The sequence below is a fragment of the Pseudomonas sp. LBUM1678 genome, assembly GCF_059695575.1.
In genome coordinates this window covers 2,767,112-2,793,685 of record NZ_CP166775.1, presented here as the reverse complement: position 1 = coordinate 2,793,685, position 26,574 = coordinate 2,767,112, and the positions used below count along the sequence as shown (strand labels likewise).

Genomic DNA, 26,574 nt, shown 5'->3' with positions numbered 1-26,574 from the left:
AAGGACAGAACATGACCGGCTCAAATCTCTTCAAACCACTTCCATTGCCCAACGGCACGGTGATTCCAAACCGAATCGCCAAGGCTGCCATGGAGGAGAACCTTGCCAATGAGGAACACGCTCCAGGGGAAGCGCTGGTCAAGCTCTACCAGCGCTGGGCGGAAGGTGGTGCCGGTCTGATCATCACTGGCAACGTCATGGTTGACCGCCACGCCTTGACCGGCCCCGCTGGCGTAGTCCTTGAGGACGATCGGAACCTGGGCAAATTCAAGCTATGGGCCGATGCTTGCCGCAGCCGTGGAGCCCAGGCCTGGATGCAAATCAATCATCCCGGACGGCAGCTATTGGCTTCGATGGGACAATCGGCAAGGGGGCCCTCCGCAGTTGCGGTCGATATACCCGGGCTTTCAAAAGCGTTTGTGCCGCCCAGGGCTTTGGAGGAGCAGGAGATCGAAGAGCTGATCGGGCGTTATACCCAAGCGGCGGTACTGGCGGAGCGTGCCGGATTCACCGGTGTGGAGATTCATGCCGCGCATGGCTACCTGTTCAGCCAATTCCTTTCGCCCTTGACCAATCGGCGTGACGACCGCTGGGGCGGCAGCCTGGAAAACCGTGCGCAAATTCTCCTGCAAACCATCGACGCCATTCGCCAGCGAGTGGCACCGATCTTTTGCGTCGCAGTGAAGCTTAATTCCGCGGACTTTCAACGCGGCGGGTTCGGTGCCGAGGATGCGGCTCGCGTAGTGGAAATGCTTAACGCCAAGGCGGTCGACCTGGTCGAGTTGTCGGGTGGCAGCTACGAAAGTCCGGCCATGCAGGGGCAAACCCGCGATGGCAGCAGCCTTGCTCGAGAAGCCTACTTTCTCGAATTCGCGGAAAAAATAGGAGAAATAGCGCGCATGCCGCTGATGGTCACCGGCGGTGTGCGCAGAAAGGAGGTCGCGGAGCGAGTGGTAAGCGGCTCGGTGTCGATGGTCGGACTTGCTACTGCACTGGCAATCGAACCAGCCCTGCCGAGGCAGTGGATGGCAGGTCGGGATATCAAAGTGGAGCCCATCGTCGTCCGCTGGAAGAACAAGACGCTGGCATCGCTGGCAGTGGCATCGGTGATCAAGAAGCAGCTCGGCTTGCTGAGTCGAGGGAAACGGACAAACCCCTGCACGTCGCCACTCATGGCATTGATCGGCAACCAACTGAAGGCTCGTCGCCAGGCGAAGAGCTATCGGCAATGGATTGATCAAGCCAGGTAGTGGATCAGGCCGGTAGCGGCTTGCCGGCGATTTTCCTGGCTCTGGCAGGTGTGACGCCCAGAGCCTGGAGAACCATTTCGGCAACCCGCAGATCGTGCTCCGCCACTGCACGCCCCTCGACAACCGAGCGCATGGCTCCGGTTGTGCACGATAGGACGATGTCCAGGGCGACTCCTTCGTCCTCGTAAGCAAATGTGCCCGCACGCAGTCCCTCACGCAGGTCGCCCATTACATGATCAGCCAGACGCGAGCGCATGGCCTGGTCGAAATGGATAATGCGCAGCAGCGCATTCGCCCATTGGTGGTCGGCAGCGGCCCGGCATACAAACATGCGTACACCGATCGAAAGCCGCTGTGCGCCGCAGTGCACGTCCCTGCTCATGGCGAAAATGGCATCGGAGAACTCGGCGGCCATGGCGATGCCCACCGCCTCCAGTACTTCGTCGCGAGTTCGAAAATAGTTGTAGATGGTACCGTTGGATACCGCGGCTTCCGCGGCGACCTCGAGCAATGCGATCTCCCCCACTTCCTTACGTGCGATAAGACGCAATGCCGCGTCCAGCAGGCCGCGACGGGTGCGCTCACGCTTCTTGTGACCTCTCGTGAGAGGTTCTGGCGCATCAGCTTCTAAAGGAAGTGTAGGGGAATGCATGATCAAGCTCGCAATCTAATGGGCTCGTTGATGGTAATGGAAACGTTGTCCGGAGTGGCGTCTGCGCTGGCAAACAGATTCCTGCAGTCTCGAAGGAGGTTGCCTGCCTCGGCGCCAGGGGCGTGGTGCATGATGATTCGGTCGGGGCGAACCGCGACGAGCGTTCCCTTGGCAGCCAGCGGCAGGATCTCATGGTTCATGTCTTCGATGAAGTCACAGCTGCCGCCGGAGCGTTGGCCCCGTGCTCTGACCTCTAAAAAGTGGCCTCCTATTTTTTCCCAGGAAACGATCTGATCAGGGGTCAGCAATGACAACGGGTCAACACCGAATCCAACCAGGGTCAGGTTGTCTCCAAGCGCATCGTCGCTCAGTTTGATCTGCTTTTGCAGGGTGCGAATCCAGGCTTGGGGAAACAGGCTGCCACGTACCAGTTTGTCGCCCCGGCGATGCTGCACGAACAGGCCGTGCTTGAAGGTGTTCTTCGGCTTGATATCCAACTGCTCGAAGTACCTTCTGGTCGCGGGTGTCAACGCCAGCGTGCGCATCAGGCCGTGCACAAAGAACGCGGCGATCTTGTTCTTGGGCATCACCAGACGGCCCATCAGTTTCGCGAGATTAATCATTGCCCGGGCATGGGGGCGGCGCTCTATGTCATAGGTCTCGAGTATTGCAGGCGCGGCATGACCGCGAAGGACCCAAGCCAGTTTCCAGGCAAGGTTGGCGCCATCTCGAAGTCCCGCGACGAGACCCTGCCCCACAAACGGAGGCGTGATGTGCGCTGCGTCGCCGGCGAGGAAGACGCGTCCCTTGCTGAATCTGTTGCAGCAGCGCGCGTGGAATCGATACACCGCCTTGCGTTCGATTTCCAGCTCCTGCGGGTTGATCCATGGCGCGATCAGCCGGGCTATGCTTTCCGGGCTTTCCAGCTCTTCCCGGGACTCGCCGGGTTGCAGCATGAACTCCCAACGCTCCCTGCCGCCGGGTGCAGGCATGTGCGGCGTCGGGCGGCGCGGATTACAGAGAAACTCAACGTGATCAATCGCAGACTTATGCCGGTTCTTGACATCGACAATCAGCCAATCCTCCGCATAGGTCTGCCCTTCGAACTCCTGGCCAATCAGCCCTCTGACCCTGGAGCTGGCGCCATCCGCTCCGATCAGGTACTGGGCGCGAATGGAATGCGATTGCCCATTCTGATCCCGTACGGAGGCGACGACGCCATCCGACTCCTCGACCAGGCTCTCAAGCTCGAAGCCACCCCGGCGGGTCACGGTCTTGAGCCGGGAAACCTGGCCGCGCATCGCGTGTTCGAGATCAGGTTGATAGAACGTCACGAGTTTCGGATGGCCGTCGACGCACCCCTCGGTATTGGCTCGACCGAACTGCCCGAGTACCGGGGAGTGCATCCTCACTTCAGGGATAACGATCTTCTCGAAAGCGTCTTCCGACAAACCGGCCTGTTGCAGGATGCGCAGCGCCTCGTTGTCCAGAGCAATGGCACGCGGCATCAGTACGACGTCATGAACCTTGTCCAGTACCAGGGTCGTGACCCCATAGCGGCCGAGCAGCGCAGCGATGGTCGCACCTACCGGACCATAACCGATAACCAGCACGTCGACGGCGGCGGGAGGCAATTCGCAAACTTTCTTGTTGTTGTTCATCTCGAGCCCTTGTTGTGATTGAAGTCGTGAGAAGCGTGGTCTCATCGTCAGGCAAGGTGAAGGTATTCAATATTGAGAGATATTTCAATATTGATGTTTTTGTCATTATTTTTTTGAGATCATGCTGAAGCCGCGTTTGGGCCAAGGGGCGAGCCGAAGTACGCGGTGTGAACCGAGTTTGCGCGTGTGCCAGTTTCCGACCGGCGACGCTTGGCTTCAGAGCCGATCAGCGTTGTCATTGGAGCAATGGCTCAAGACTGCCGAGGCCGTAGAGCCGTTAACTCAAAAGGCTGGTCGACAGGGAAGTCGGTTTTCAGTATCGACCCCCCTGTGAAGCTTCGCGGCGCACATAATGTTTTAGTCTTCAGGAATCAACCGTGGCACGTCCGCAGCCCCACCCAGATCCAGTCTTGCTCCGCTTCTTCGAATTCGAGCTCGACGAGTCCAACGCCTGCCTGGTGCGTAATGGGGAATCCGTTGCAGTGGCACCAACGCCTTTCACATTGTTATGCGCGCTTGCACGCCAGCCAGGATCGCTGGTGACCAAGGACGCCTTGCTTGATGCCGTGTGGGGGCATCGGTTTGTCAGTGATTCGGTCCTGAAAACGGCCATCAGCGATCTGCGCAAGGTGCTGGGCGACGACCCCAGGCATCCTCGTTTCATTGAGACGGTGTCGCGGCGCGGCTATCGCTTCATCGCCCCACCCTCCTCCGCACTTTCGATGCCGCCTGCATCCGCGACGGTTACAGCGACCGGCACACCTTCGTCACCGTCATTCATCGGTCGCACTGACGAGGTTGCGAGGCTGCAAAGGGCCTGGGAGCGGGCGAATGGCGGCCAGCGCGCAGTAGTCTGGCTCGCCGGAGAGCCGGGGATCGGCAAGACCACGCTGATCGAACATTTCCTCACCGGCCTTGGCGACATCGCCTGCGCACGCGGCCATTGCGTGGAGCACTACGGCGCCGGCGAGCCGTATTTGCCGGTGCTGGAGGCGTTAGCCGATCTGTGCCGCAGCGACCCCACCCTGCCGGCGCTGATGCGCGCCACAGCACCCACCTGGCTGCTGCAACTCCCCTGGTTGAGTACCGCGCAGGAGAGAGACGCATTGAGGCGCGAGCTTGCCGGTGTCGGCCCGGATCGCATGCTGAGGGAAATGGGCGAATTGCTGGACCGCTATACAGAGCAGCGCCCGCTGATGCTGGTGACCGAAGACCTGCACTGGAGCGATCGGGCGACGGTCCAGCTCATCAACTATGTGGCTCGGCGACGTGGCCGCACGCGGCTGATGTGGCTGTCTAGCTTCCGACTCGCCGAGGTGGTTGCGCTCGATCATCCACTCAGCTCGTTGCGCCACGAACTGCGCCTGCAACGTCTGTGCGAGGAAGTGGTGCTAGACCCGTTCTCGGAAACCGAGGTCGCTGACTATGTTGCGCTGCGCTCGACCTCGCTGGCACGCGATGAAGCCTTCGTGCGCGCTCTGCACGAACGGACCGACGGTGTGCCGTTGTTCGTTTCGTCAATCACCAGTGAAGTGATGGACCCAAAAGACGACAAAACCACCATCGAGGCTCGGCTTGCGTATCTGGCGGTTCCCGAAAACCTCGCAGCAATCATTGATCACTACATCGCCAGGCTGGGTCCGGAGCAACGTACCCTCCTCTCGGCCGCAGCGGTGTGCGGGGGTGAATTCCGAATCGAGACGGTTTCGCTGGCCCTCGAGCGCGACCTCGCTTCGGTGGCCCACGCCTGTGAGGAGCTGATACTCGAACAGGTATGGCTCATACGATCGCGGGCCACAGAAGTTGAAGAAACGGTGGAGCCACCCCACTCTTTCCGACATGCTCTCTTCCGCCAGGTGCTGTACGACCGCACGCCGCGCTCATTGCGCACCCAACTCCATCGCCAGGTCGGCGCTGCCCTCGAACGTGAGCGCGCGACCGGCGTGCCGGTTGCTGCCTCGGAGCTGGCGATGCACTTCGACCGGGCTCGTCAGCCGATGATTGCGTTGCGTTACTACGCCGAGGCCGCAGAAGCCGCGCTACTGCACTTCAGTCCGGAGTTGTGCATTGGCCTCACTGAGCGCGCCTTGGTCCTGCTGATGCAGGCACCCGAAGGAACAGAGCGCAATTCCCTCGAAATTACCCTGGCTACGTTGCAGGGGGTTTCGGCATTCCACATGTTCGGTGTCGGCAGCGAAGCCAGGAACGCTTTTGAACGTGCATACACGCTACTGGCGGATGTACCTGAACACCCGATGCGCGGTCGCCTGCTGCACGGATTCGGCTATCTGCTTGGTCTGCGCGGCGACTATGCGCTGGCGCTTGAGGTGGCGGAGCGTGCTGAAGCCCTCTCCTGCGAAGCAAATGATCAAGAGCTCATGCTGGCGGCGTGCATCGTCCAGGGCGAGGTGCATCATATGCAGGGACACACGCAAGCGACTCGCCATTGGTTAGAGCGTGCCCTTGCAATCGCCGAACCGCTGGATATTGGGGCAAACGAGGTCTTTGCGGCGGATCCTCAAGTCATGTTGCACGGCATGCTGGCCATAGAGCTGGTGCGTTCTGGCCTGCTTGAACAAGCCCGAATCCACATGCAGCAGGCCCGGGCACGGGCGCAAGCGTTGCGCCAACCCATGACCTGGCTGGTCGCCGCCTGGCAGGAGGTGTTGATCGAGGTGCGGATGGGAAACCACGTGCGTGTGGCTGCGCTGGCAGACGACATGCAGGCGCTGGTCGATGAATATTCACTCGCCCTCGGGCGTACGGCTTGCCGCTGGTGGCGCGGCTGGGCCGATGCGCGCAACGGTGCGCCGCGCGACGGCTACCGTCGCATCCGTAAGGCCTATGAAGAACACACCGGGCTTGGAATGCGCTCCGGTGCCAGCGAGGTCCTCGGCTACGCCACCGAGGCGCTGCTGCTCGCAGGTGATTGCAACGCAGCGCAAGTCGCGCTGCAGGAAGCATTTCGGGTGGGCGAGGAACTGGGCGAGCGCGTCTATCTGCCGCAGCTATTGCTGCTGGAGGCAGCGATCTCGCGAACACAGGGCCAGCCCGACGCCGGCATCGCTGCAGTGCGGCGCGCTGTTGAAGAAGCTCGCGCCCAGGAAGCACCGTGGCTGGAGCTGCAAGCGCTGGTCGAACTGTGCGAGCACCACGACGCTACGGCCGAGGACCTACAGGCATTGGCCACGCTGGTTGACCAGTCACCCGAAACTGACGGAACCACGCTGGCGAAACGTGCGCGCTCGTTGATTCACGCTGCCAGGCCGGCTTGAAGCGACACGATTTCTCTGCATAGAAAGTGCGGTCCCGACCGAAGCCTGACCTTTCGCTTACGACTCGACCCAGGGGGCGGCTTACGCTGTCGTCGAACTTTCTTGCCCCCCCTGGTCTGCGATGATCCTGAACCCTGAATCCAAATACCCGAGCCGCCGCTCGTATGTAGTGAAGCTGCGTAGCGACGCCGCGCCGGGGGCCCTGGTGGGCCGCCTCGAAAACCTGGTCACCGGACGACAGCGCGAGTTTTCGTCCGCCGAAGAGTTGTTGGAGTCGATTGCATCGGACCTCGCGTTGGCAACCGGCGAGCACACGGCCGATGACGGCGGCGAGTGACGCCTCCACCACAAAATCAGCGCTCGATATGGCGACCGAACGGCGACCCTTCGCTGACGACTTCGCGCACTCCGGGCCCTACGCTGATGCCACCTCGAATCTTCACGAGTCCCAATCCGATGCCGCGACTTCCAACTTTCCATCTGTTGACCCGCAACGGGCAGATGCCCCTGCAATATGCCGAACGCGTGGTCAGCCTCGTCATGGGGGCAGCGCTCGCCGCGTCTGTTGCCCTGGTCTTGACCGGTTGCTCCACGGAGGTGCTCGCGCCGTCGGTAGACCTGCCGAGCAACTTCTCCGCGAGCACGGCCTCCGAAATGGAACCCGAGGCGGCATGGTGGGAGGTTTACCACGACCCGGTGCTGACGGATCTGGTGCGCCGGGCTGCGCGCGAGAATCGCGACGTCAAGATTGCCGCCGAGCGCCTGCGCGCCGCGCGTGCTGGCGAAACGGTCAGCCGTTCATGGCTGTTCCCGAGTGTCGGCGCATCCGCCTCCGGCAGCGATCGCAGTAGCGGCTACAACTCGGCCACGAAACAGGGTTATCCGGATACCAAGACCACCAGTGCGGGCCTGGACGTCTCGTGGGAGCTCGACCTGAGCGGCCGCCTGCGCGCCGGCGCAGCGGCGGCCGACGCCGATGCGCTGGCCACGGAGCACAGCATGCGCGGCGTACGCCTGATGGTGATGAGCGATGTCGTCAGCAACTACTTCACACTGGTCGGCGCGCAACGCCAGGTCGCGACACTGCGTGCCATCTCGGCGATGCAGGACGAGACGCTGCGTCTAGTCGTTGCGCGCCAGCAGGCGGGACTGGCATCCGCCTTCGACGTCGAACGCGCGCAGACCGACGCCTTGTCGGCGCGGGCGCAGATTCCGCCGCTGGAAACGCAGGTGGCTGTGTCGCGCCATCGTATCGCGGTGCTGATTGCCGACCAGTCCTTCAATACCGCGAACATCCAGACTTCGATTAGCGACGTGACAGTGGTGCCCGAGGCCAAGCCGGGCCAGCCCGCCGAGCTGCTGCAACGCAGACCTGACGTGCTGGCGCTGATGGCGCAACTCGATGCTGCCAATGCGCGCCGCAAGCAGGCCGCGGCCGAGTGGTTTCCACGGCTGTTCCTCGATGCCTCCTTCGGCCGCCAGGGCTTGAGCCTGAACGGAGCCGATCTCGGCGTCGCACGCTTCACTAACGTGGCGGGCCTGCTGGCGATGCCGCTCTTTAACGCCGGGCGCACGCAAGCCATCAACGATGCTGCCGAAAGCGCTCAAAAAGAGGCGCTGCTGCGTGCCGAAGACGGCATCGTACGGGCACTCGAGGATGTGGAGAACGCCCTCGTCACGCTAGCGCAAGAGCGGCGCCGTGCCGGGTCGCTGCAATTGGCCGCCGCGTCCGCCGAGGCTGCGCAGAACCGCGCCCAATCGCTCTATACCCGCGGGCAGATCGACCTGTTGCCACTCCTGGATTCGCAGCGGGCGCGCTTGGCGGCCCGCTTGAACTCCAACGAAAGCAACACCCGCCTGCTGATCGATAGCGTGCAGCTTTATAAGGCACTGGGCGGGGGCTGGGAGGTGTTCGAACAACCCTCCACCCCAACAGCAGCCACCAAAGCCGACCTGCCACCACTTTCTTAAGACTCTGCCGCTCTACTAGAGGAACCGCCTTGAAAACCTCCCTTACTGCGGCCGGCGCCCTGGCCGTAGCTGCCATGCTTTGCGCGTGCAGCCCGGACAAGCCGACCGTTCAAGCGCCACGACCGGTACGCACCGTTGAAATCAGCTACGACAATGCTCGCGACATCAATCGCTACGTGGGCACCGTACAATCGCGACATGAAGTCGACCAAGCCTTCCGCGTGGGTGGCAAGGTCGCCCAGCGCAAGGTCGAGATAGGCCAGTTTGTGCGTGAAGGCGACATACTGGCTGTGCTGGATGACAGCGACTACCGCCTCGCCGAGGAAGCGTCGCGACAACAGTGGACGGTTGCCGTCGAGCAGACGCGTCAGGCCGACTCGGACCGCCAGCGCCTGACTGCGTTGAAGGCTGACGGCTCGGTGAGTGCGGCCGACGCCGAGCGCGCGCAGACCAATGCCCAAACCACCCATGCGACCGCCGAGGCCGAGGCGCGAAAGCTCGAACTCGCGCGCAATCGGCTCAAGTACACCGTACTGCGCGCCTCGCGTAGCGGCGTCGTCACGGCTGTGCGCTTTGAGGCCGGACAGGTCGTGCCGGAGGGTCAACCGGTTGTCTCGATCGCGAACCCGGATGAATCCGAGATCGTCATCGACGTGCCCGAAGATCAGTTGGCCGTCTTTAAGGACGCGCGTTTCAAGGCCTCGCTGGCCAGTGCGCCGAGCGAGGTCTTCGATGTCACGCTGCGCGAGCTGTCGCCGCAGGCGGCAGCCCAGACGCGCACCTATCGCGCGCGGCTCAAGCCAGTGCAGGCGCTGCCGCTGGGCTCCACCGCCACGGTGATGGCCGAGCGTGTAATGACAAGTGTCTCTGTGGCGGCAGTGCCAGCCACGGCGCTGACGCAAAACGGCGGTCAGCCAGCGCTTTGGGTCGTGACGCCCACGGGCAAGGATCTGGTAGGCACCGTCGAACTGGAGCGTGTGGCAGTTTGGGGCTACCGCAATGACCAGGTGCTCGTCTCCGGGCCGCAGGCTGGCGTATCGGTCATCACTGCTGGCGTCCAGAAGATGACATCCGGCCTGAAGGTCGCGCTTCCCGGCGCAGCGATTGTTGACGCGAACACCACACAGCAGGCCGCCCGATGAACAATTTCAACCTCACCGACTGGGCGCTGCGCCATCGCGCCATCGTTCTGTTCATGCTACTTATTGTGGCGGTGGCCGGCGCCTTCAGCTTCACCCGGCTCGGCCAGCTCGAAGACCCGAACTTTTCCGTACCCTCCATGACCGCCATGGTCATTTGGCCGGGCGCCACTGCCCAGCAGTTGCAGGATCAGGTCCTCAACCGCATGGAGAAGAAATTCGAGCAGATCGACAACTTCGAGAAGGTGGTCACCTACGCGCGGCAAGGCTATGCCGGCATGACACTCACCGTGCGCGGTGGCACTTCCAAGGCTGACCAGCGCGAGGCCTGGTACCAGGCGCGCAAGAAACTCAACGACCTGAGCCTCGAGATGCCTGACGGCGTGATCGGCCCGATCCTGAACGACGAGTACGGCGACGTGTACGGCCTGATGTACGCCATCAAGGGCGACGGCGTCGGCCACGCCGACCTGACGGACGCGGCCGAAAACATCAAGCGCCAAATGCTGAAGGTGCCGATGGTCAAGAAGATCGATCTCATCGGCAAGCAGGCCGAGCGTGTCTACGTCGAGTTCTCACACGAACGCTTGGCCGCGCTGGGCATCACACCGCTGACCATTGCCGAAAGCCTCAAGAGCCAGAACGCCATGGTCCCCGCAGGCCAGATCGACACCCGCGGCGACCGTGTCATGGTGCGCGTGAGCGGCCAGTTCGCCAGCGAAGAGGCGATCCGCAACGTGCCCATCTCTGCGGGTGGCCGGCAGATCAAGCTCGGCGACATCGCGACCGTTACACGTGGGTTCGAAGATCCGCCCACTTACACGGTCCGCCACAACGGCCAGCCCGTGCTGATGCTCGGCATCACGATGACCAGCGACGGCAACATCGTGGACCTTGGCAAAGCGATGGACACCGCCGTCAACAAGATCCAGTCGGAACTTCCACACGGCGTGGAGCTGGAGCTGGTGGCCGACCAGCCGACCACGGTGAAGGATGCAATCCTGGACTTCGGGCGTGCGCTGGCCGAGGCACTGATCATCGTGATCGCGGTGAGCCTCGCCAGCCTGGGCTGGCGCGCCGGCCTCGTGGTCGCGGCTACGGTGCCGCTGGTGCTGGGCGGCGTGGCGCTGGTGATGCTGGCGATGGGCTGGAACCTCGAGCGCATCTCGCTAGGCTCGCTGATTATCGCGCTGGGACTGCTGGTGGATGACGCCATCATCGCCATCGAGATGATGGTGGCGAAGATGGAAACCGGCATGGACCGTGTGAAGGCGGCCGCCTTCTCCTATCAGTCCACCGCCATGCCGCGCCTGACCGGCGCACTCATCACGGTCGTGGGCTTCCTGCCGATCGGCCTCTCGAAATCCACCACCGGTGAGTACGCGGGTGGCATTTTCTGGATCGTCGGCGCCGCAGTGCTGTTCTCGTGGATCTGTTCCGGCATCTTCACGCCGTACCTGGCGGTGAAAATGCTGCCTAACGATTTGGGCAAGCACCAGCACGCCGATCCGCACGACACGAAGTTTTACCGCGGTCTGCGCCGCCTGATCGACGCCGCCATCGAGCGTCGCTGGGTGGTCATCGGTGCGACGGTTGCCGCTCTGGTGCTTGCTCTGGCCTGTATCAAGCTGGTGCCGCAGCAATTCTTCCCCAACAGTTCGCGTCCTGAACTGGTCATTGACCTGCGCGTCAAGGAAGGCTCCTCGTTCGCCGCGACGACCGAGCAGGTCAAGCACATGGAGGAGATCCTGGCGAAAGACGAGGACGTGCGTTTCTATACCGCCTACACCGGCGCTGGCGCCCCGCGCTTTTATCTCTCGCTCAACCCCGAGCTGCCCAATCCGGGTTTTGCCCAGTTCGTTGTGATGACCAAAGATCTGGATGCACGCGAGCGAGTACGTGCGCGGCTGGTGGCCTCGGCTGACCAACAATTCCCACAGGCGTGGGTACGCGTGACCCGGCTCGAGTTGGGGCCACCAGTCGGCTACCCGGTGCAGTTCCGCGTCGTAGGGCCTGATACCCAGAAGGTGCGGCAGATTGCTCGTGAGGTGGAAAAAGTGGTTGCGTCCAACCCGAAGGTGCGCGACCTCCAGCTCGACTGGAACGACCCGGTGCGCACGATGAAGGTGGAACTTGATCAGGACAAGGCGAGCGCGCTGGGCCTCACGCCGGCCGACGTGTCGCTGGCGACCCAGACCGTGATGAACGGCGCAACCCTGTCGCAGTTGCGTGAGCACGAGGACCTGATCGACATCGTCGCCCGCGCCGTACCAGAGGAACGCTTGAACCTCGACACACTGAAAGACATCAACCTCTACACGCGCCAGGGCACGGTTGTGCCACTGTCGCAAGTCGCACAGGTGCGTTCTGAACTGGAAGAGCCGGTACTGTGGCGCCGCAACCGCGACATGGCGATCACGGTGCGTGCTGACGTGATAGATGGCGAGCAAGGTGTATCGGTGACGCAGGAGATCGAGCCGTTGCTTAAGGACGTCGAAGCGAAGCTGCCGTCGGGCTACCGCATCGACGTGGGCGGAGCCGTTGAGGAAAGTGACAAGGCCAACAAGGCGCTGATAGCGGTGGCCCCGCTGATGCTGATCACCATCCTGCTGTTACTCATGCTGCAACTGCAGAACTTCTCCCGCATGTGGATGGTCGTGCTGACCGCACCGCTGGGCCTGATCGGTGTGGTGCCCGCGCTGCTGGTGTTTCAGTCGCCGCTGGGCTTCGTCGCGATCCTGGGCATCATCGCACTGGGCGGCATGATCATGCGCAACGCCGTGATCCTGATCGATCAAGTGCAAATCGAGATCGCCGAAGGGCGCGACCCGTGGAATGCTGTGCTGGATGCCGCCATTCACCGAGCCCGTCCGGTGATGCTGACGGCGCTGGCCACCGTGCTTGCAATGATCCCGCTAACGCGCAGTGTGTTCTGGGGACCGATGGCAATTGCGATCATGGGCGGCCTTACCGTGGCGACGCTGCTGACGATTTTCTTCGTCCCGGCGTTGTACGCCGCATGGTTCAAGGTGGGTCGCCAGACGGCAGCTGATACCCAACACGTGAAGGGGAACGTCGCGCTTACTTCCGAGTAAGCAGTCATCACGCTGGGCCCTCGACACCACTGTATTAGAGAAGTTTGTTCAGCGTCGTTCTGAAAACAACCAGGGTCGGCCGTGAGGGCCCGGCGAAAGGCAGCTTCTGGCTAGAAGCGCGCGACTTTCGCCGGAGCCCACCATTGAATGGCAGCGTGCCGATTTTGTCTCGCACGTGCCTCGCGCATGCACTCTGCGTTACTTGCAAACAATGTCCCGGCTTGTTGAACGAGTTTGCGCCACTCGGAACTGGTAATCAGACCCTCGCGCTCCATGTCGTCAGCAGATCGCAATAGCCTGTCGTACCTGTCTTCAGCATCGATGCGGTTTTCGGACACTGTAAAGAGCTCTTGCCAGGTTTTTACGGCCAGCCTTCTTCTCGCCTCTTTCATCGTGCTCCCCCCGGTTGTCGTGGGGAGTAGATGTCACCAGCGCTCACGCGTTCCATTTAACTTGACCGCATCCAAAGAGCGCCGGCTATGTTCGCCAGCGAACAGACGAACAGCCCTCCAGTTCCCCACACTGAAGCTGAGAAGCTATGTCCACCAAGCGCTGCTCGGGGCTGGCGCACTGCGTTGGCGCACCTATCAAAACGCACGCAATTGCATTGTGCGTTTCAGGCTCAGGACCTTATGAACAGCATATGGACACGCATAAAAAAGGTAATTTCTCGCTCGTCCGGCTTTTGGCGAACCCGACAGTTTTCCCAACAGCGATTCGAATACGAGCCGATATTGCGCTCGGAGCTTTTCAGCGCCGACCAGATGGCCAATCACGGCATCGCCCTGGCCGGTCAGCATCGCCTGACCACGCTGTCCGCACGGGACTCGATGCTGCATAGGCTCGACGATAACGAGGCGCTGCTCAAGCGCAGCTGCACGGCGCTTTCCAACGCGCAACTGTCCAGCCGACGCGTGACGCCGGCAGCGGAATGGCTGCTGGACAATTACTATCTGGTCGATGACCACATCCGCACCGCCAGAACGCACCTGCCCAAAGGCTATAGCCGTGAGTTGCCACGCCTGATCAACGGCCCGTCCGCGGGGCTGCCTCGCGTCTATGACATCGCCCTGGAGACCATCTCCCATGGCGACGGTCGAGTCGATGAGGACAGTCTGAGCCGTTTCATTCTTTCCTATCAGACAGTGATGCCACTGGCGCTGGGCGAGCTATGGGCGATACCGATCATGCTGCGTCTGGCGTTGATCGAAAACCTGCGGCGAGTGGCCTCGCGGGTCATGGCCAATGCCGATGATCGCAATCTGGCGGATGACTGGGCCGAGCGCTTGATCGAAACCTCAGAGCGAGACACCAAAAACGTGGTGCTGACCGTTGCCGACATGGCCCGCTCCGCTCCGCCGATGACCCCCGCCTTTGTCGCCGAATTCACCCGCAGCCTGCAGGGTCAGAACGCAGCCCTGGCGCTGGCGCTGAACTGGATCGAACAGATGCTGAGCGAGACAGGCTCCAGCATCGAACGCCAGGTGCAGCTTGATGCGCAACAACAGGCAGCGGATCAGGTGTCCATCGGTAACAGCATCGGCAGCTTGCGCCTCTTGTCCGCCACTGACTGGCGCGAGTTCGTCGAGACGATGAGTCATGTCGAACAGATTCTCAATGAAGACCCGGCGGCGATTTACCGGGCGATGGATTTCAAAACCCGTGACAGCTACCGGCATGTCATTGAACGCCTGGCTCGAAGAAGCCCCCAGCACTCGGAAATCCAGGTCGCCCGCGCCGCGATCAATCTCGCCGCAACCGGAATCGCCTCAGTCTCCAGCCCATTGCTGGCCCACCATGTCGGGTATTACCTGATCAGCGCAGGGTTGCCGACGCTCGAGCGACGACTCAACGCCCGGGTACCGCTTCATGAGCGCTGGAAACGTTTGTTGCAGCAGTCACCGTTGATGTTTTACCTGGCGCCGGTGGCGTTTCTGACGCTCATCTTCGCCTGGCCTCTACTGGCCTCCGCGCAGCGCGACGGGATGCCCGATACGGCGCTGCTGATGATGGCGATTCCATGCCTGATCATGACCAGCCGACTGGCGATCAGCCTGATCAACTGGCTTGTCACTTTCAGTATGTTGCCGACGACGCTGCCGAAAATGGATTTCGCCAACGGCATTCCCGATGAAGCGCGATGCCTGGTGGTGATCCCGACACTGATCGCCAGCCCGGCAGATGTGGACGAACTGGCGGAAGGTCTTGAAGTGCGTTTTCTCGCCAACCGCGACAGCAACCTGTATTTCGCCTTGCTCAGCGATTTTCTCGATGCGACTGAAGAGTCACAGCCGCAAGACGCCGAGCTGCTGACACGGGCCTCCCGTGCAATCACCCTGCTCAACCAAAAATACGCGGACGGACTCAGCGACCGATTCTTCCTGTTGCATCGGCCGCGTCGCTGGAACGCGAGCGAACGCGTGTGGATGGGCCACGAGCGCAAACGCGGCAAGCTGATTGAACTCAACGCCCTGTTGCGCGGCAATGGACTGGATCGTTTCAACGCCATCGTCGGCGACCTCACGCCGTTGCACGGGGTGCGTTACGTGATCACGCTGGACACCGACACCCTGCTGCCGCGCGACGTCGCTCGCCAATGCGTGGAGGCCATGATGCACCCGTTGAATCGTCCGTTGTTCGACAGTGCGGGCGAGCAGATCATTTCCGGCTACGCGGTGTTGCAACCGCGAGTGGGCATCAGCCTGACCAGCGCCACGCGCTCGATCTACGCCCGTCTGTTTGGCAGTGATGCCGGCGTCGATCCCTACACTCGGTCGGTATCGGACGTTTACCAGGACCTGTTCCAGCAAGGCTCCTTCATCGGCAAGGGCATCTACGACGTAGATGCGTTCACCTGCGCACTGGAAGGTTGCTTGCCGGATAACCAGATTCTCAGCCACGACCTGATCGAAGGTTGTTATGCACGATCCGGCCTGCTCAGCGACGTGCAGGTCTACGAGCAATACCCCTCGCGCTATGGTGCCGATGTCAAACGACGGCATCGCTGGGTCCGCGGTGACTGGCAACTGCTGCCGTGGACATTGCCCTGGGCGCGCAACGCCGACGGCAAGTGGGTGCGCAACAGGTTGAGCGTCATGGCCCGCTGGAAGATTCTGGACAATCTGCGACGCAGCCTGGAGCCGCTGGCGCTATTGCTGATGTTTGCATGGGGTTGGTTTGCCAGCAGTCAGCCGATGAACTGGACCCTGACAGTCATCGGCTTGATGGTGATTCAACCGGTGCTTCGCGCGGTGACTGATCTGATGCAGCCCCTCGCTGATGTGCCTTATGGACAATATCTCAGGGCGGTGCTGGGTGATCTGGCACAGGACCTGGCCCGGGCGTGTCTGACGCTCGCCTGGCTGCCCTTCGAGATGTTCTACAGTGCAGATGCAGTCCTGCGCTCGCTCTGGCGAATCGGCTTCAGCAGGCGCCGGCTTCTGCAATGGCAGCCCTCACGCGAGGTGGAGCGCACCACCGAAAATCAGCTGTTTGGCCTCTATCGCCAGATGTGGATCGCGCCGGTGTCGGCCCTGATCTCACTGGCCCTGCTGGCGAACGATCCGCACACGCTGGCCATTGCCAGTCCCCTGCTGCTGTCGTGGCTGGCAGGTCCCTGGATCGCCTGGTGGCTCAGCTCGGCCCCCCAGCAGTCGGAGTTCGCACCGTCAACGGAAGATTTGCGCTTCCTGCGGGTGCTGGCGCGCAAGACCTGGGCATTCTTCGATCAATACGTCGGACCTCAGGATCACTGGCTACCGCCGGACAACGTGCAGGAAGTACCCAGGCCTGCCATTGCCCACCGCACCTCGCCGACCAATATGGGCATGTCCTTGCTCGCGCACCTGGCCGCTCACGATTTCGGCTATTTGAGTACCGAACGGCTGCTGTCCCGGCTTGCGCCGTCGTTGGACAGCATGGAGAGCCTGGAGCGTTATCGGCAGCACTTCTATAACTGGTACGACACGCAGACCCTCGAGCCGCTGCGTCCGCATTACGTGTCCACCGTCGACAGCGGGAACCTGGCGGGCGTGCTGCTGACCTTGAGCACCGGCGTTACGCAACTTGCAGACGCCCCGATGTTTGGCCCTGCCGTGATCAAGGGCCTGCGCGATACCCTGGATATCCTTGCAGACTCCCAGCGCGCCTCGGGGGCGGATGAATACGCCCTGAATCAACTGAGAGAAGGCCTTGAACATGCCTCGCAAGCGGCGACTACCGAGGCGCTGGCAGACCTGCTGCAAACGGCTCACGTCACGGCCACAAGCAAGCTAACGGACACCGACGCGGAAAGCCTGTACTGGCGAGAAGCGTTTACCCGGCAATGCATCGACTGGACAGAGGAACTGCAGCGCTATCAACTCCCTGCCCCCCTGGTTGCAACTGAATCTCCATGCACCTTGCGTCAGTTGGCAGGTCTGAACCCCGCGGACTGGGCCACCGACCATCATTCTCAAATCAACCGGGTCCGCAGTGACGCCGCGAAGCGAATGGAGACCCTGGAGCAGTTGGCGCTGTTGGCGACGTCGCTGGCGCAGATGGATTTCTCGTGGCTTTACGACAACCAGCGAGACCTGTTCGTCATCGGGTACAACGCCGAGGAGCGCAGACTCGACACCGGTTATTACGACCTGCTGGCGTCCGAGGTGCGGCTGACCAATTTCGTGGCCATCGCGCAAGGACAGATCCCCCAGCGCGCCTGGTTCACCTTGGGAAGGCTACTGAGTGAAAACGCTGGCGTCCCGACGTTGCTGTCCTGGTCGGGCTCGATGTTTGAATACCTGATGCCGATGGTGGTAATGCCCAACTATGACGGCAGCCTGCTGGACCAGACTTGCCGCGCCGCCGTATCGGTGCAGATCGACCATGGCAACAGGCTGGGCATTCCCTGGGGCGTTTCGGAGTCGGGTTACAACACCGTCGACGCGCACTTCAATTATCAATACCGCGCTTTCGGCGTTCAGGTCCTGGGGCTCCAGCGCGGGCTGAGCAATGACGTCGTGATAGCGCCCTACGCCAGCGCCCTGGCGTTAATGGTCGATGCCGATGCAGCCTGCAAAAACCTGCAACGCCTGGCCTTGCAGGGCTCTTCAGGGCGTTTCGGCCTGTATGAAGCGGTGGATTACACCGAGGCCCGGTTACCGCGCGGCCAACGCTTCGCCGTGGTCCGGTCGTTCATGGCTCACCACCAGGGCATGAGCCTGCTGGCCTTGACCAGCCTGCTGCTCGATCAACCTATGCAACGCCGATTCGAGGCTCAACCGGCGCTGCAATCAGCCTTGCTGCTGTTGCAGGAACGGGTGCCAAAATCCGCCGCGCCGTACCTGCAAACCGCACAGTCGCCAGTGCTCGGCGAAGTTGGCCAGGGCCAGGATACGGGGCTTCGGGTGTTCTCTGATCCAGGACGCAAACGCCCGGCCGTGCAGTTGCTTTCCAACGGTCGCTACCACGTCATGCTGACCAGCGGCGGCGGCGGATACAGCCGGCACAATGAAATGGCCGTCACCCGTTGGCAGGAGGACACCTCACAAGACAATTGGGGGATGTTCTGCTACCTGCGCGATGTCCAGACCAACACGGTCTGGTCGGCTGCGCACCAACCGACGTTGCAAAAACCCGAGAGCCACGAGGCGATCTTCTGCGATTCCCGTGCAGAGTTCCGCGCGCGCAACCTGGATTTCGACACACATCTGGAAATTGTCGTCTCGCCTGAAGACAACATCGAACTGCGCCGCCTGCATGTCACAAACCTCGCCTCATCAGCCAAAACACTGGAGATCACCACCTACGCCGAAGTTGTGCTGACATCCCCAGCCAGCGACGCGATGCACCCCGCATTCAGCAAGTTGTTCGTGCAGACCGAATTACTGCCTGCGCTTCAGGCCATTGTCTGCAGCCGCCGCCCCCGCGCCAGCGATGAACCAACGCCGTGGATGTGCCATTTACTGGCGGCACACGGAGCGGACATCGATGCGATCTCGTACGAAACCGATCGCGCCCGGTTCATCGGCCGAGGACGCAGCCTTGTGTCACCTGCCGCCCTGGATGCCAATTGTCAGCGCTTGTCAGGAAGTGCAGGCCCTGTGCTCGATCCGGTGGTCGCGATTCGCTGCAGGATTACCCTGCAACCCGGCCAGCAGGCCACCATCGACTTGGTCACCGGCGTAGCCGACAACCGGGACGACTGCCTCTATCTCATCAACAAATACCGCGACCGACACCTCGCCGACCGGGTGTTTGACCTGTCCTGGACGCATAGCCAGGTGCTTCTGCGTCAGCTCAACGCCTCTTTGTCGGACGCCCGTCTGTTCGAGCAGATGGCCTCGTCGTTGCTGTATGCGAACGCCTCGACGCGCGCCGACAATGCTGTGCTGATTGCCAATCGCCGCAATCAGCCAGGACTCTGGGGTCAGGCCATCTCCGGCGACCTGCCCATCGTTTTGCTGCAAATCCAAAGCCTGGACAACATCGCCCTTGTGCAGCAATTGATTCAGGCCCACGCCTACTGGCGGCAAAAAGGGTTGGTGGTCGATTTGTTGATCTGGAACGAAGATCAGGCGGGTTATCGCCAGCAACTGCAAGACGCGATCCTGGGCCTAATCACCTCAGGCAGTGAAGCCACTCTGCTGGATCGCCCGGGCGGAATTTTTGTGCGCCCTGCGCAGCAGATGTCGAATGAAGATCGCGTGCTGTTCCTCTCGGTTGCCAGGCTGGTGCTGAACGAAGATCTGGGCAGCCTTGCCGAACAGATTCACCGCCGCAAAGTATCACCGGTGCACGCGCCGTTTGTGGCGACCCGGCATTTTCAGGCTCGGCCGGCATCGGTACGACCGAACCGTCCCTTCCTGCTGTTGAGCAACGAATATGGCGGCTTCAGCGCCGATGGCGGTGAATACATCATCACCGGGCTCGCGCCCGATCCGACACCCGCGCCCTGGGTCAACGTGATCGCCAATGCACACCTCGGCACGGTGGTCTCGGAGGCCGGCAGCGCCTATACCTGGGCCGAAAACGCCCATGAATTTCGCCTGACGCCCTGGCACAACGATCCGGTCACCGATCGCAGCGGCGAAGCCATTTACTTGCGTGATGAAGAGACCGGGCACTTCTGGTCTGCAGCGCCTCAACCCTGCCCCGGACAAGGCCCGTACCAGACCCGTCACGGTTTCGGTTACAGCGTGTTCGAACATGAAGAAGACGGCATTTACAGTGAACTGTGGATCTACGTGGCGCTGGATGCGCCGATCAAATTCTCTCGGCTATTGTTGAGCAACCGCTCGGGGCGCCGCCGGTCATTGTCGGTCACAGGGTATGTGGAATGGGTGCTGGGCGATCTGCGCAGCAAATCGGCGATGCATGTGGTCACCCAATCGGACCCCGCCAGTGGGGCCTTCTTCGCTCGCAACGCCTATTCGGTGGAGTTTTCCGAGCGGGTGGCGTTCTTTGACACCGACACGATCGATCACGGTGTCAGCGGTGACCGTACCGAATTCATTGGCCGCCATGGCACCCTCGCCTCACCGGCAGCGATGCAGCATGCCGGTCTGTCCGGGCGCATGGGCGGCGGTCTGGACCCTTGTGCCGCCCTGCAAGTGTCGATCGAACTCGGCGAGGGCGATACCCGGGAAGTCATTCTGCGTCTGGGGGCAGCGTCTTCCAGTAACGCCGCCACCCAGCTGGTGCAGCGTTATCGGGGCAGCCTGGCGGCCGCCGAGGAATTGCATAAAGTACGGGAACACTGGCGCTCATTGCTCGGAGTGATTCGTATTGAAACGGGCGCGCCTGCGGTCGACGTCATGGTCAACGGCTGGTTGATGTACCAGGTCATCGCCTGCCGTTTCCAGGCCCGAAGCGGTTACTACCAGTCAGGAGGTGCCATCGGTTTCCGCGATCAGTTGCAGGACAGCATGGCGATGATCCATGCCGATCCGGCAGCCGTGCGGGCGCATCTGTTGCTGTGCGCCGGCCATCAGTATGTGGAAGGCGACGTGCAACACTGGTGGCACCCGCCGATGAATCGAGGGGTTCGCACAGCCTGCTCCGATGACTTTTTGTGGCTGGTGGCCGCCACCAACCGCTATGTTGAAATGACCGCAGATGTGGGTGTACTGGAAGAAAACGTCGGGTATCTGGAAGGCCGTTTGTTGGCTGCTGGCGAAGAGTCCTACTATGACCTCCCCGGGGTATCGGACCTGCGAGACTCTCTGTATCGACACTGCGTGCGGGCCATCGAACATAGCCTGCGTCGCGGCCATCACGGGCTGCCGCTGATGGGCTCCGGTGACTGGAACGACGGCATGAATCGCGTCGGCCATCTGGGCGCGGGTGAAAGTGTCTGGCTGGGTTTCTTCAGCTACCAGGTGTTGGAGCAATTTGCGGTGACCGCCCGCCTGCACGGTGATCACGAATTTGCCAATCGCTGCAGCGACGGCGCGATGACACTGCAACGCAACCTCGAAAACAGTGCCTGGGACGGCGCCTGGTATCGCCGTGCCTGGTTCGATGACGGGCAACTGCTCGGCTCGGCGAGCAATGAAGAATGTCGTATCGATTCCATTGCTCAAAGCTGGTCAGTCCTGTCAGGTGCCGGCTCCGCAGTGCGCCAGACCCAGGCCATGCAGTCACTGGATGAGCATCTGCTAAAACGTGAGATCCGTGCCGTGTTGCTGCTTGATCCGCCGTTCGACAAGGGCGCCTTGGACCCGGGCTATATCAAGGGCTACGTGCCTGGCGTGCGCGAGAACGGAGGTCAGTACACCCATGCTGCCGTTTGGGCGGGCATGGCGTTTGCGCAGTTGGGTGAAGCTGGCAAAGCGTGGGAACTGTTGAATCTGATAAATCCCGCCGATGCTGCCAACAATGCTCGAATCGACACCTATAAGGTCGAGCCCTATGTCATGGCTGCTGATGTCTACGGCGCCGCGCCCCACGCCGGGCGTGGAGGCTGGACCTGGTACACCGGTTCTGCCGGCTGGATGTACCGGCTGATAGTCGAGTCATTGCTGGGCGTACAACGCAGCGGCCGCACGCTCAGAATCGAACCGCTGATGCCCGTCGACTGGCCGGGCTTTATCTTGCACTACCGCTTCGGCAAAACCCTCTACCACTTTGATGTGCGTCAGGGCAGTTCGACCTTCACCTCCATGACGCTCGACGGCCGGCCCTTGAGTGACGCTGCGCTGACACTGGATGACGACGGCCTGGAGCGTTGGGTTCGGGTGGATTGCCGCGCCCGAATACCCAGGCCTCAGGCGCTGGAATACGAGCGTGCCGCCGATGAGTAGACATTGATCGCCAACCTTGGCGTGCATGGGAGTACCCTGAGCCGGCACACCCCTGCGCCGCCAAGGATGCTCTGCCATGCATGCCTCCCACGCACCAAGCGACAATCATTTACTTGCGGCGCTACCGGCCGTCGACCTCCAACGCCTTGTTCCGCATCTGGAGCAAGTCAGCCTGGCGCTGGGCGATGTGCTGTATGAACCGGGGGATACCTTGCGGCACGTTTACTTTCCGACTGACGCCATCGTGTCCCTGCTTCATGTCACGGAAAATGGCTCGTCAGCAGAAATCGCCGTGGTCGGAAACGAGGGTTTGATCGGTATTGCGCTGTTCATGGGCGGCGAAAGCACCTCCAGTCGGGCGGTGGTGCAGAGTGCCGGTACTGCATTTTGTCTGCCTGGGCAAAAGCTCAAGAAAGAGTTCAACCGTCACGGCGATCTGCTTCTGCTGATGCTGCGTTACACCCAGGCGCTGATCACCCAGATGTCACAGACCGCATTGTGCAATCGCCACCACTCGATCGATCAGCAACTGTGTCGTTGGCTGCTGTTGTCGCTGGATCGCCTGCACGGCAATCGCCTGAACATGACCCAGGAGCTGATCGCCAACATGCTGGGCGTACGCCGCGAAGGCGTCACTGAAGCGGCCGGCAAACTGCAGCGCCAAGGCGTCATCGAGTACAGCCGAGGCCAGATCACGGTCCTGGATAGAACGCGTCTTGAACGGCTCAGCTGCGAGTGCTACCTGGTGGTCAAGGCCGAAACCGATCGGCTGCTGCATTACACCCGTCGTCAGGACGAGTGATGCGTTCGAATTGATTACCGGCGGCAATACCGGCTGTCCCTTAAACCTGCCAGCGAGCGGATATTGCTCCCGCTAACCTCGCATAAGACTAGGGTGAAGAAGCAGTCCCATCATTGAGCCGGAGTTCATCGCATGTCTTATGACGCAAGCATCAACAAACGTTTCAAGGATGAAACCGATGGGTTGGCCGGCGAATACTGGGTGGAATCGTTGGCAGATGGAACTCCCATACTCATTCGTGAGTTGGCAGAGACTGATCGAGACCGGGATCTGGCCTTTTTCAACGAGCTGGGCAAAGGCAAACCGCATTTTCATTTTCTAGCCTCGTTCAGCAATCTGGTAGAACCCCACGACCAGCTCATGGACATCAATCTGCACAATCGCATGGCCTACATTGCTCTGGCATACGAAGGCGCCCAGCTCATTGAAATCGGTACTGCGCGTTACGGGGCATACGAAGGCGATGCTCATTGCGAGTTCGCCGTTGCTGTTCGTGACCGCTGGCAACGACGAGGGGTCGCCACTGCGCTGTTACAACATTTGATGGACACTGCAACTCGCGAAGGTTTCAGAAAAATCTCGTCAATGGATTCGTCAGGTAACGACGCGATGCACGCCTTGGCAATGAGGATGGGATTTACCAGCAGAAACGATGACCAACATGGGCCGCAGATTTTTCATGAATATGTTTTAGCGCCCTAGTTTTAAAAGGACAACCGGGTAACCTGTTCCCGTAAGCTTAGGCAGCAGTCGAGCGCGCTGGGAAGTGTTCAGCGTCAACGGCAAGCGCCGGGAATGGGCTGGCGTCAAACGTCGGTTGCAGATCTGTTCGATGCTGACATTACAACGGTAGATATTTCCTGACCGCCTTATGCAATATATCCAGCGAAGATGGCTTGCGCAGGAACATTGCGTTGGTTGGCAACAATCCATCAGGAATCGATCTGTCGCCGGATGTGACGATGACAGGCAAACAAGGCCAGCGTGACCAAATCACCTGTGCCAATTCCAGCCCATCCATACTGCCAGGCATACACACGTCGGTCACTACCAATGATATTGAAGATGAGCCTTCCAGCGCGAGAAGAGCATCATCTGCAGATGCACAATCAATTACGAATAATCCCAACAGCGACATCGCCTCTACCAACAGGGAACGCAGTATTTCATCATCTTCTACGACCAGCACTGTTGGACACATGATTGATAGATCCCGAAAGCTTGTTACTTAGTGTTGCTGCAGGTGGTTAGCGTTTCGAGTAGCTGACGAGCGGAGTTCGGAGCGTGATAAGCCTTCATCCACTGTCTGCTTTTGACCTGGTTCAATGTTCGGCCAATGGTAGGTCCGTCGCGTGCAGTTAAGAACGGGATGAAACGCCCTGAAACGGGCATGGCGGCCAGATTTACGATTTTTAAAACTAATCGCCTACCCTAAATGTCTATGGGTAAGTGATGCACAGATCCGAAAAAACCGCCTCCCCGGTTCGTGTCAAATTCACGGACACATATCGGAAATCTTTGAGCCATGTCTACGGATAGCGCAGAGGGCCGCCGGATCGTAGCGTCCTTGACGCTCCGGCTTGATCACGTCGAAGACATTGACCACGTCGCCGATGTGATTATCACGATGCTTCGAGATACAGACGCCTCTCTTGTTTCGATCATCGGGCCGAAAGGGGTCGCTGCGCTTTATCGCCGGAGTGTTCAATTATGTACGTCTAAGCATCGCAGCCTGGAGGCCACCTACCTACCCCTCCCAGAGACGATGGATCTGATCCACCTCAAATCCATACTCATTCAGCAAAATCAAGACGACATCATATTTTTTGGCGAGGAATTGTTAAAAGCGCTCTACGAGTTGCTGGCCACGCTGATCGGTTCATCACTCTCCTCACGCCTGCTACTTGACGTGTGGGACAACAACTTGAGCGCCCCACCTTTGCAGGAAACCTCGCCATGAACACCAAAGTGACAATAAACCGTTTGGCTACCGGCGTACCTGGGCTGGACGAGGTGCTCGGTGGGGGGTTGCCGGAGTTCTCCTTCAACCTCATTGCCGGCCCGCCTGGCTGCGGCAAAACCACGTTGGCGCATCAAATGATGTTCGCTTTGGCGACACCGGAGCGTCCTGCATTGTTTTTTACGGTGCTTGGCGAACCACCGCTGAAGATGTTGCGTTACCAACAGCAATTCGATTTTTTCGACAGCGAGGCGATCAACAAGTCTGTTCGCTATATCAATCTGGCGGACGACACCCTTGCAGGTGATCTGGACGAGGTACTGCGCCGTATCGTTGTCGAGGTCGAAAACCATACGCCAGCACTCGTGTTTGTCGACTCGTTCCGCTCAGTCGTGCTGGCCAGTCAGACTCAGGACAACCCCAACAACAACCTGCCGCAGTTCGTTCAGCAACTGGGCATGTTGATGACCACCTGGCAGGCGACGACCTTCCTGATCGGCGAATACTTCACCGAAACCGACACCAACCCGATTTTCACCGTAGCCGATGGCCTGATCTGGCTGCGCCAGAGCGTTCAGCGCAATTCCATGGTGCGCAAAATGGAAATCATGAAAATGCGCGGCCAGCCTACTCTGCCGGGGCTACATACCTTCCGCATTGCCAGTTCAGGGATGGAGATCTTCCCGCCAGCGAGTGCGAATGCCTTAGAAGCCCTGAAGCCATCAACTAACGAACTACTTGAACGTTTGAAAATGGGCGTGCCGGGGCTTGATGAAATGCTCGGCGGAGGTCTGCCCAAGGGTTACTCGCTGCTGGTGGCTGGCCCCTCCGGTTCAGGAAAAAGCATATTGGCGTCAACGTTCCTCGCCGAAGGTGCCCGTAACGGTGAAGCCGGAGTTATTGCGGTATTCGAGCAACGCCCCAATCACTTGCGCAACGCTGACCTCGCAGCATTGATTCTTGAAGGCAAGGTCGGACTGGTAGAGAGCCACGCACCTGATCTTTCTATCGATGAGATCGTCCATTTGCTGCTGACAGAGATCCGCCGCCTGGGAGCCACCAGGGTGGTCATCGATTCGCTCTCGGGCTTCGAAATGGCGGTAGCACCAACGTTTCGCGAAGACTACCGTGAATCGCTGTCACGCCTGGTCACAGCGCTGACCGGTATCGGTGTTACTGTGTTGATGACCTCTGAACTCGAAGACCGTTACACCGATCTACGGTTCAGCCCCTACGGTACAGCGTTCCTGACCGATGCAATCATCGTTCAGCGCTACATCGAAGTAGACAGCCGCCTGCAGCGCATCATGGGTGTAGTCAAGGTTCGGGCCAGCGCTCACTCCGATGAACTGCGCCTGTACCATATTGACAAAAACGGCTTGCAGGTAGGGGAAATGCTTCACGGTCAGGAAGGTTTACTGGGTGGTCGACCCAAAAAAAGCAGCCCTGATGACTCACGCCTTGGAGATCAAAATGGTTGAGTGC

General features: G+C 60.5%; 14 protein-coding genes. 11 read left to right on the top strand and 3 right to left on the bottom strand.

The genetic code is table 11. From position 1 onward, the window contains the following. The first annotated feature begins 11 nt into the window (after positions 1-11). Complete coding sequence (locus tag ACA070_RS12895) at positions 12-1,250, top strand: NADH:flavin oxidoreductase/NADH oxidase family protein (RefSeq protein ID WP_497451447.1); 1,239 nt, start codon at positions 12-14, stop codon at positions 1,248-1,250. Positions 1,251-1,254: 4 nt separating this feature from the next. Here the strand turns inward: ACA070_RS12895 and ACA070_RS12890 are convergent, their stop codons facing one another. Both ACA070_RS12890 and mhpA read right to left on the bottom strand, forming a co-directional pair. Further along, entirely contained in the window at positions 1,255-1,902 is a 648-nt protein-coding gene (locus tag ACA070_RS12890; protein WP_497451446.1) for a TetR/AcrR family transcriptional regulator, read from the bottom strand. A gap of 2 nt (positions 1,903-1,904) precedes the next feature. Then, entirely contained in the window at positions 1,905-3,563 is a 1,659-nt protein-coding gene (gene mhpA, locus ACA070_RS12885) for a bifunctional 3-(3-hydroxy-phenyl)propionate/3-hydroxycinnamic acid hydroxylase MhpA (protein WP_497451445.1), read from the bottom strand. Between the two features lie 377 nt (positions 3,564-3,940). On the opposite strand from mhpA, the gene ACA070_RS12880 reads away from it, so the two are divergent. From ACA070_RS12880 to ACA070_RS12845, 8 genes are all read left to right on the top strand, one after another. Then, positions 3,941-6,838, top strand: coding sequence for an AAA family ATPase (locus tag ACA070_RS12880; protein ID WP_497451444.1), 2,898 nt, complete (start codon positions 3,941-3,943; stop codon positions 6,836-6,838). A 121-nt stretch (positions 6,839-6,959) separates the two neighbouring features. Beyond that, on the top strand, positions 6,960-7,175 hold the full coding sequence (locus ACA070_RS12875; protein ID WP_497451443.1) for a hypothetical protein: 216 nt from the start codon (positions 6,960-6,962) through the stop codon (positions 7,173-7,175). A gap of 119 nt (positions 7,176-7,294) precedes the next feature. Continuing rightward, complete coding sequence (locus ACA070_RS12870) at positions 7,295-8,809, top strand: TolC family protein (RefSeq protein WP_497451442.1); 1,515 nt, start codon at positions 7,295-7,297, stop codon at positions 8,807-8,809. Positions 8,810-8,838: 29 nt separating this feature from the next. Beyond that, positions 8,839-9,951, top strand: a complete 1,113-nt coding sequence (locus ACA070_RS12865) for an efflux RND transporter periplasmic adaptor subunit (RefSeq protein ID WP_497451441.1) — start codon at positions 8,839-8,841, stop codon at positions 9,949-9,951. After that, on the top strand, positions 9,948-13,043 hold the full coding sequence (locus ACA070_RS12860) for an efflux RND transporter permease subunit (protein WP_497451440.1): 3,096 nt from the start codon (positions 9,948-9,950) through the stop codon (positions 13,041-13,043). The genes ACA070_RS12865 and ACA070_RS12860 overlap by 4 nt, the downstream gene beginning before the upstream one ends. A 632-nt stretch (positions 13,044-13,675) precedes the next feature. Continuing rightward, positions 13,676-22,327 (top strand): GH36-type glycosyl hydrolase domain-containing protein, encoded by an 8,652-nt coding sequence (locus ACA070_RS12855; protein WP_497451439.1) that lies wholly within the window; start codon positions 13,676-13,678, stop codon positions 22,325-22,327. 76 nt (positions 22,328-22,403) lie between these two features. Next, positions 22,404-23,129: a Crp/Fnr family transcriptional regulator gene (locus tag ACA070_RS12850; RefSeq protein WP_497451438.1), complete on the top strand. Its 726-nt coding sequence runs from the start codon at positions 22,404-22,406 to the stop codon at positions 23,127-23,129. A gap of 132 nt (positions 23,130-23,261) precedes the next feature. After that, positions 23,262-23,831 (top strand): GNAT family N-acetyltransferase, encoded by a 570-nt coding sequence (locus tag ACA070_RS12845; RefSeq protein ID WP_497451437.1) that lies wholly within the window; start codon positions 23,262-23,264, stop codon positions 23,829-23,831. Between the two features lie 139 nt (positions 23,832-23,970). On the opposite strand, the gene ACA070_RS12840 is transcribed toward ACA070_RS12845, so the two are convergent. Beyond that, positions 23,971-24,318, bottom strand: a complete 348-nt coding sequence (locus tag ACA070_RS12840) for a response regulator (RefSeq protein WP_497451436.1) — start codon at positions 24,316-24,318, stop codon at positions 23,971-23,973. Positions 24,319-24,654: 336 nt separating this feature from the next. Between ACA070_RS12840 and ACA070_RS12835 the strand changes: the two genes are divergently transcribed. Next, complete coding sequence (locus ACA070_RS12835) at positions 24,655-25,089, top strand: hypothetical protein (RefSeq protein WP_497451435.1); 435 nt, start codon at positions 24,655-24,657, stop codon at positions 25,087-25,089. Then, entirely contained in the window at positions 25,086-26,570 is a 1,485-nt protein-coding gene (locus ACA070_RS12830) for an ATPase domain-containing protein (protein WP_497451434.1), read from the top strand. Before ACA070_RS12835 ends, ACA070_RS12830 begins: the two co-directional genes overlap by 4 nt. Positions 26,571-26,574: the final 4 nt, after the last annotated feature.

Excerpts from the sequence above, each read along its gene's own strand:
- ACA070_RS12860 (WP_497451440.1), top strand. The coding sequence starts at position 9,948 with ATGAACAATTTCAACCTCACCGACTGGGCGCTGCGCCATCGCGCCATC.
- ACA070_RS12875 (WP_497451443.1), top strand. The coding sequence starts at position 6,960 with ATGATCCTGAACCCTGAATCCAAATACCCGAGCCGCCGCTCGTATGTA.
- ACA070_RS12890 (WP_497451446.1), bottom strand. The coding sequence starts at position 1,902 with ATGCATTCCCCTACACTTCCTTTAGAAGCTGATGCGCCAGAACCTCTC.
- mhpA (WP_497451445.1), bottom strand. The coding sequence starts at position 3,563 with ATGAACAACAACAAGAAAGTTTGCGAATTGCCTCCCGCCGCCGTCGAC.
- ACA070_RS12855 (WP_497451439.1), top strand. The coding sequence starts at position 13,676 with ATGAACAGCATATGGACACGCATAAAAAAGGTAATTTCTCGCTCGTCC.
- ACA070_RS12835 (WP_497451435.1), top strand. The coding sequence starts at position 24,655 with ATGTCTACGGATAGCGCAGAGGGCCGCCGGATCGTAGCGTCCTTGACG.
- ACA070_RS12850 (WP_497451438.1), top strand. The coding sequence starts at position 22,404 with ATGCATGCCTCCCACGCACCAAGCGACAATCATTTACTTGCGGCGCTA.
- ACA070_RS12845 (WP_497451437.1), top strand. The coding sequence starts at position 23,262 with ATGTCTTATGACGCAAGCATCAACAAACGTTTCAAGGATGAAACCGAT.
- ACA070_RS12895 (WP_497451447.1), top strand. The coding sequence starts at position 12 with ATGACCGGCTCAAATCTCTTCAAACCACTTCCATTGCCCAACGGCACG.
- ACA070_RS12870 (WP_497451442.1), top strand. The coding sequence starts at position 7,295 with ATGCCGCGACTTCCAACTTTCCATCTGTTGACCCGCAACGGGCAGATG.
- ACA070_RS12830 (WP_497451434.1), top strand. The coding sequence starts at position 25,086 with ATGAACACCAAAGTGACAATAAACCGTTTGGCTACCGGCGTACCTGGG.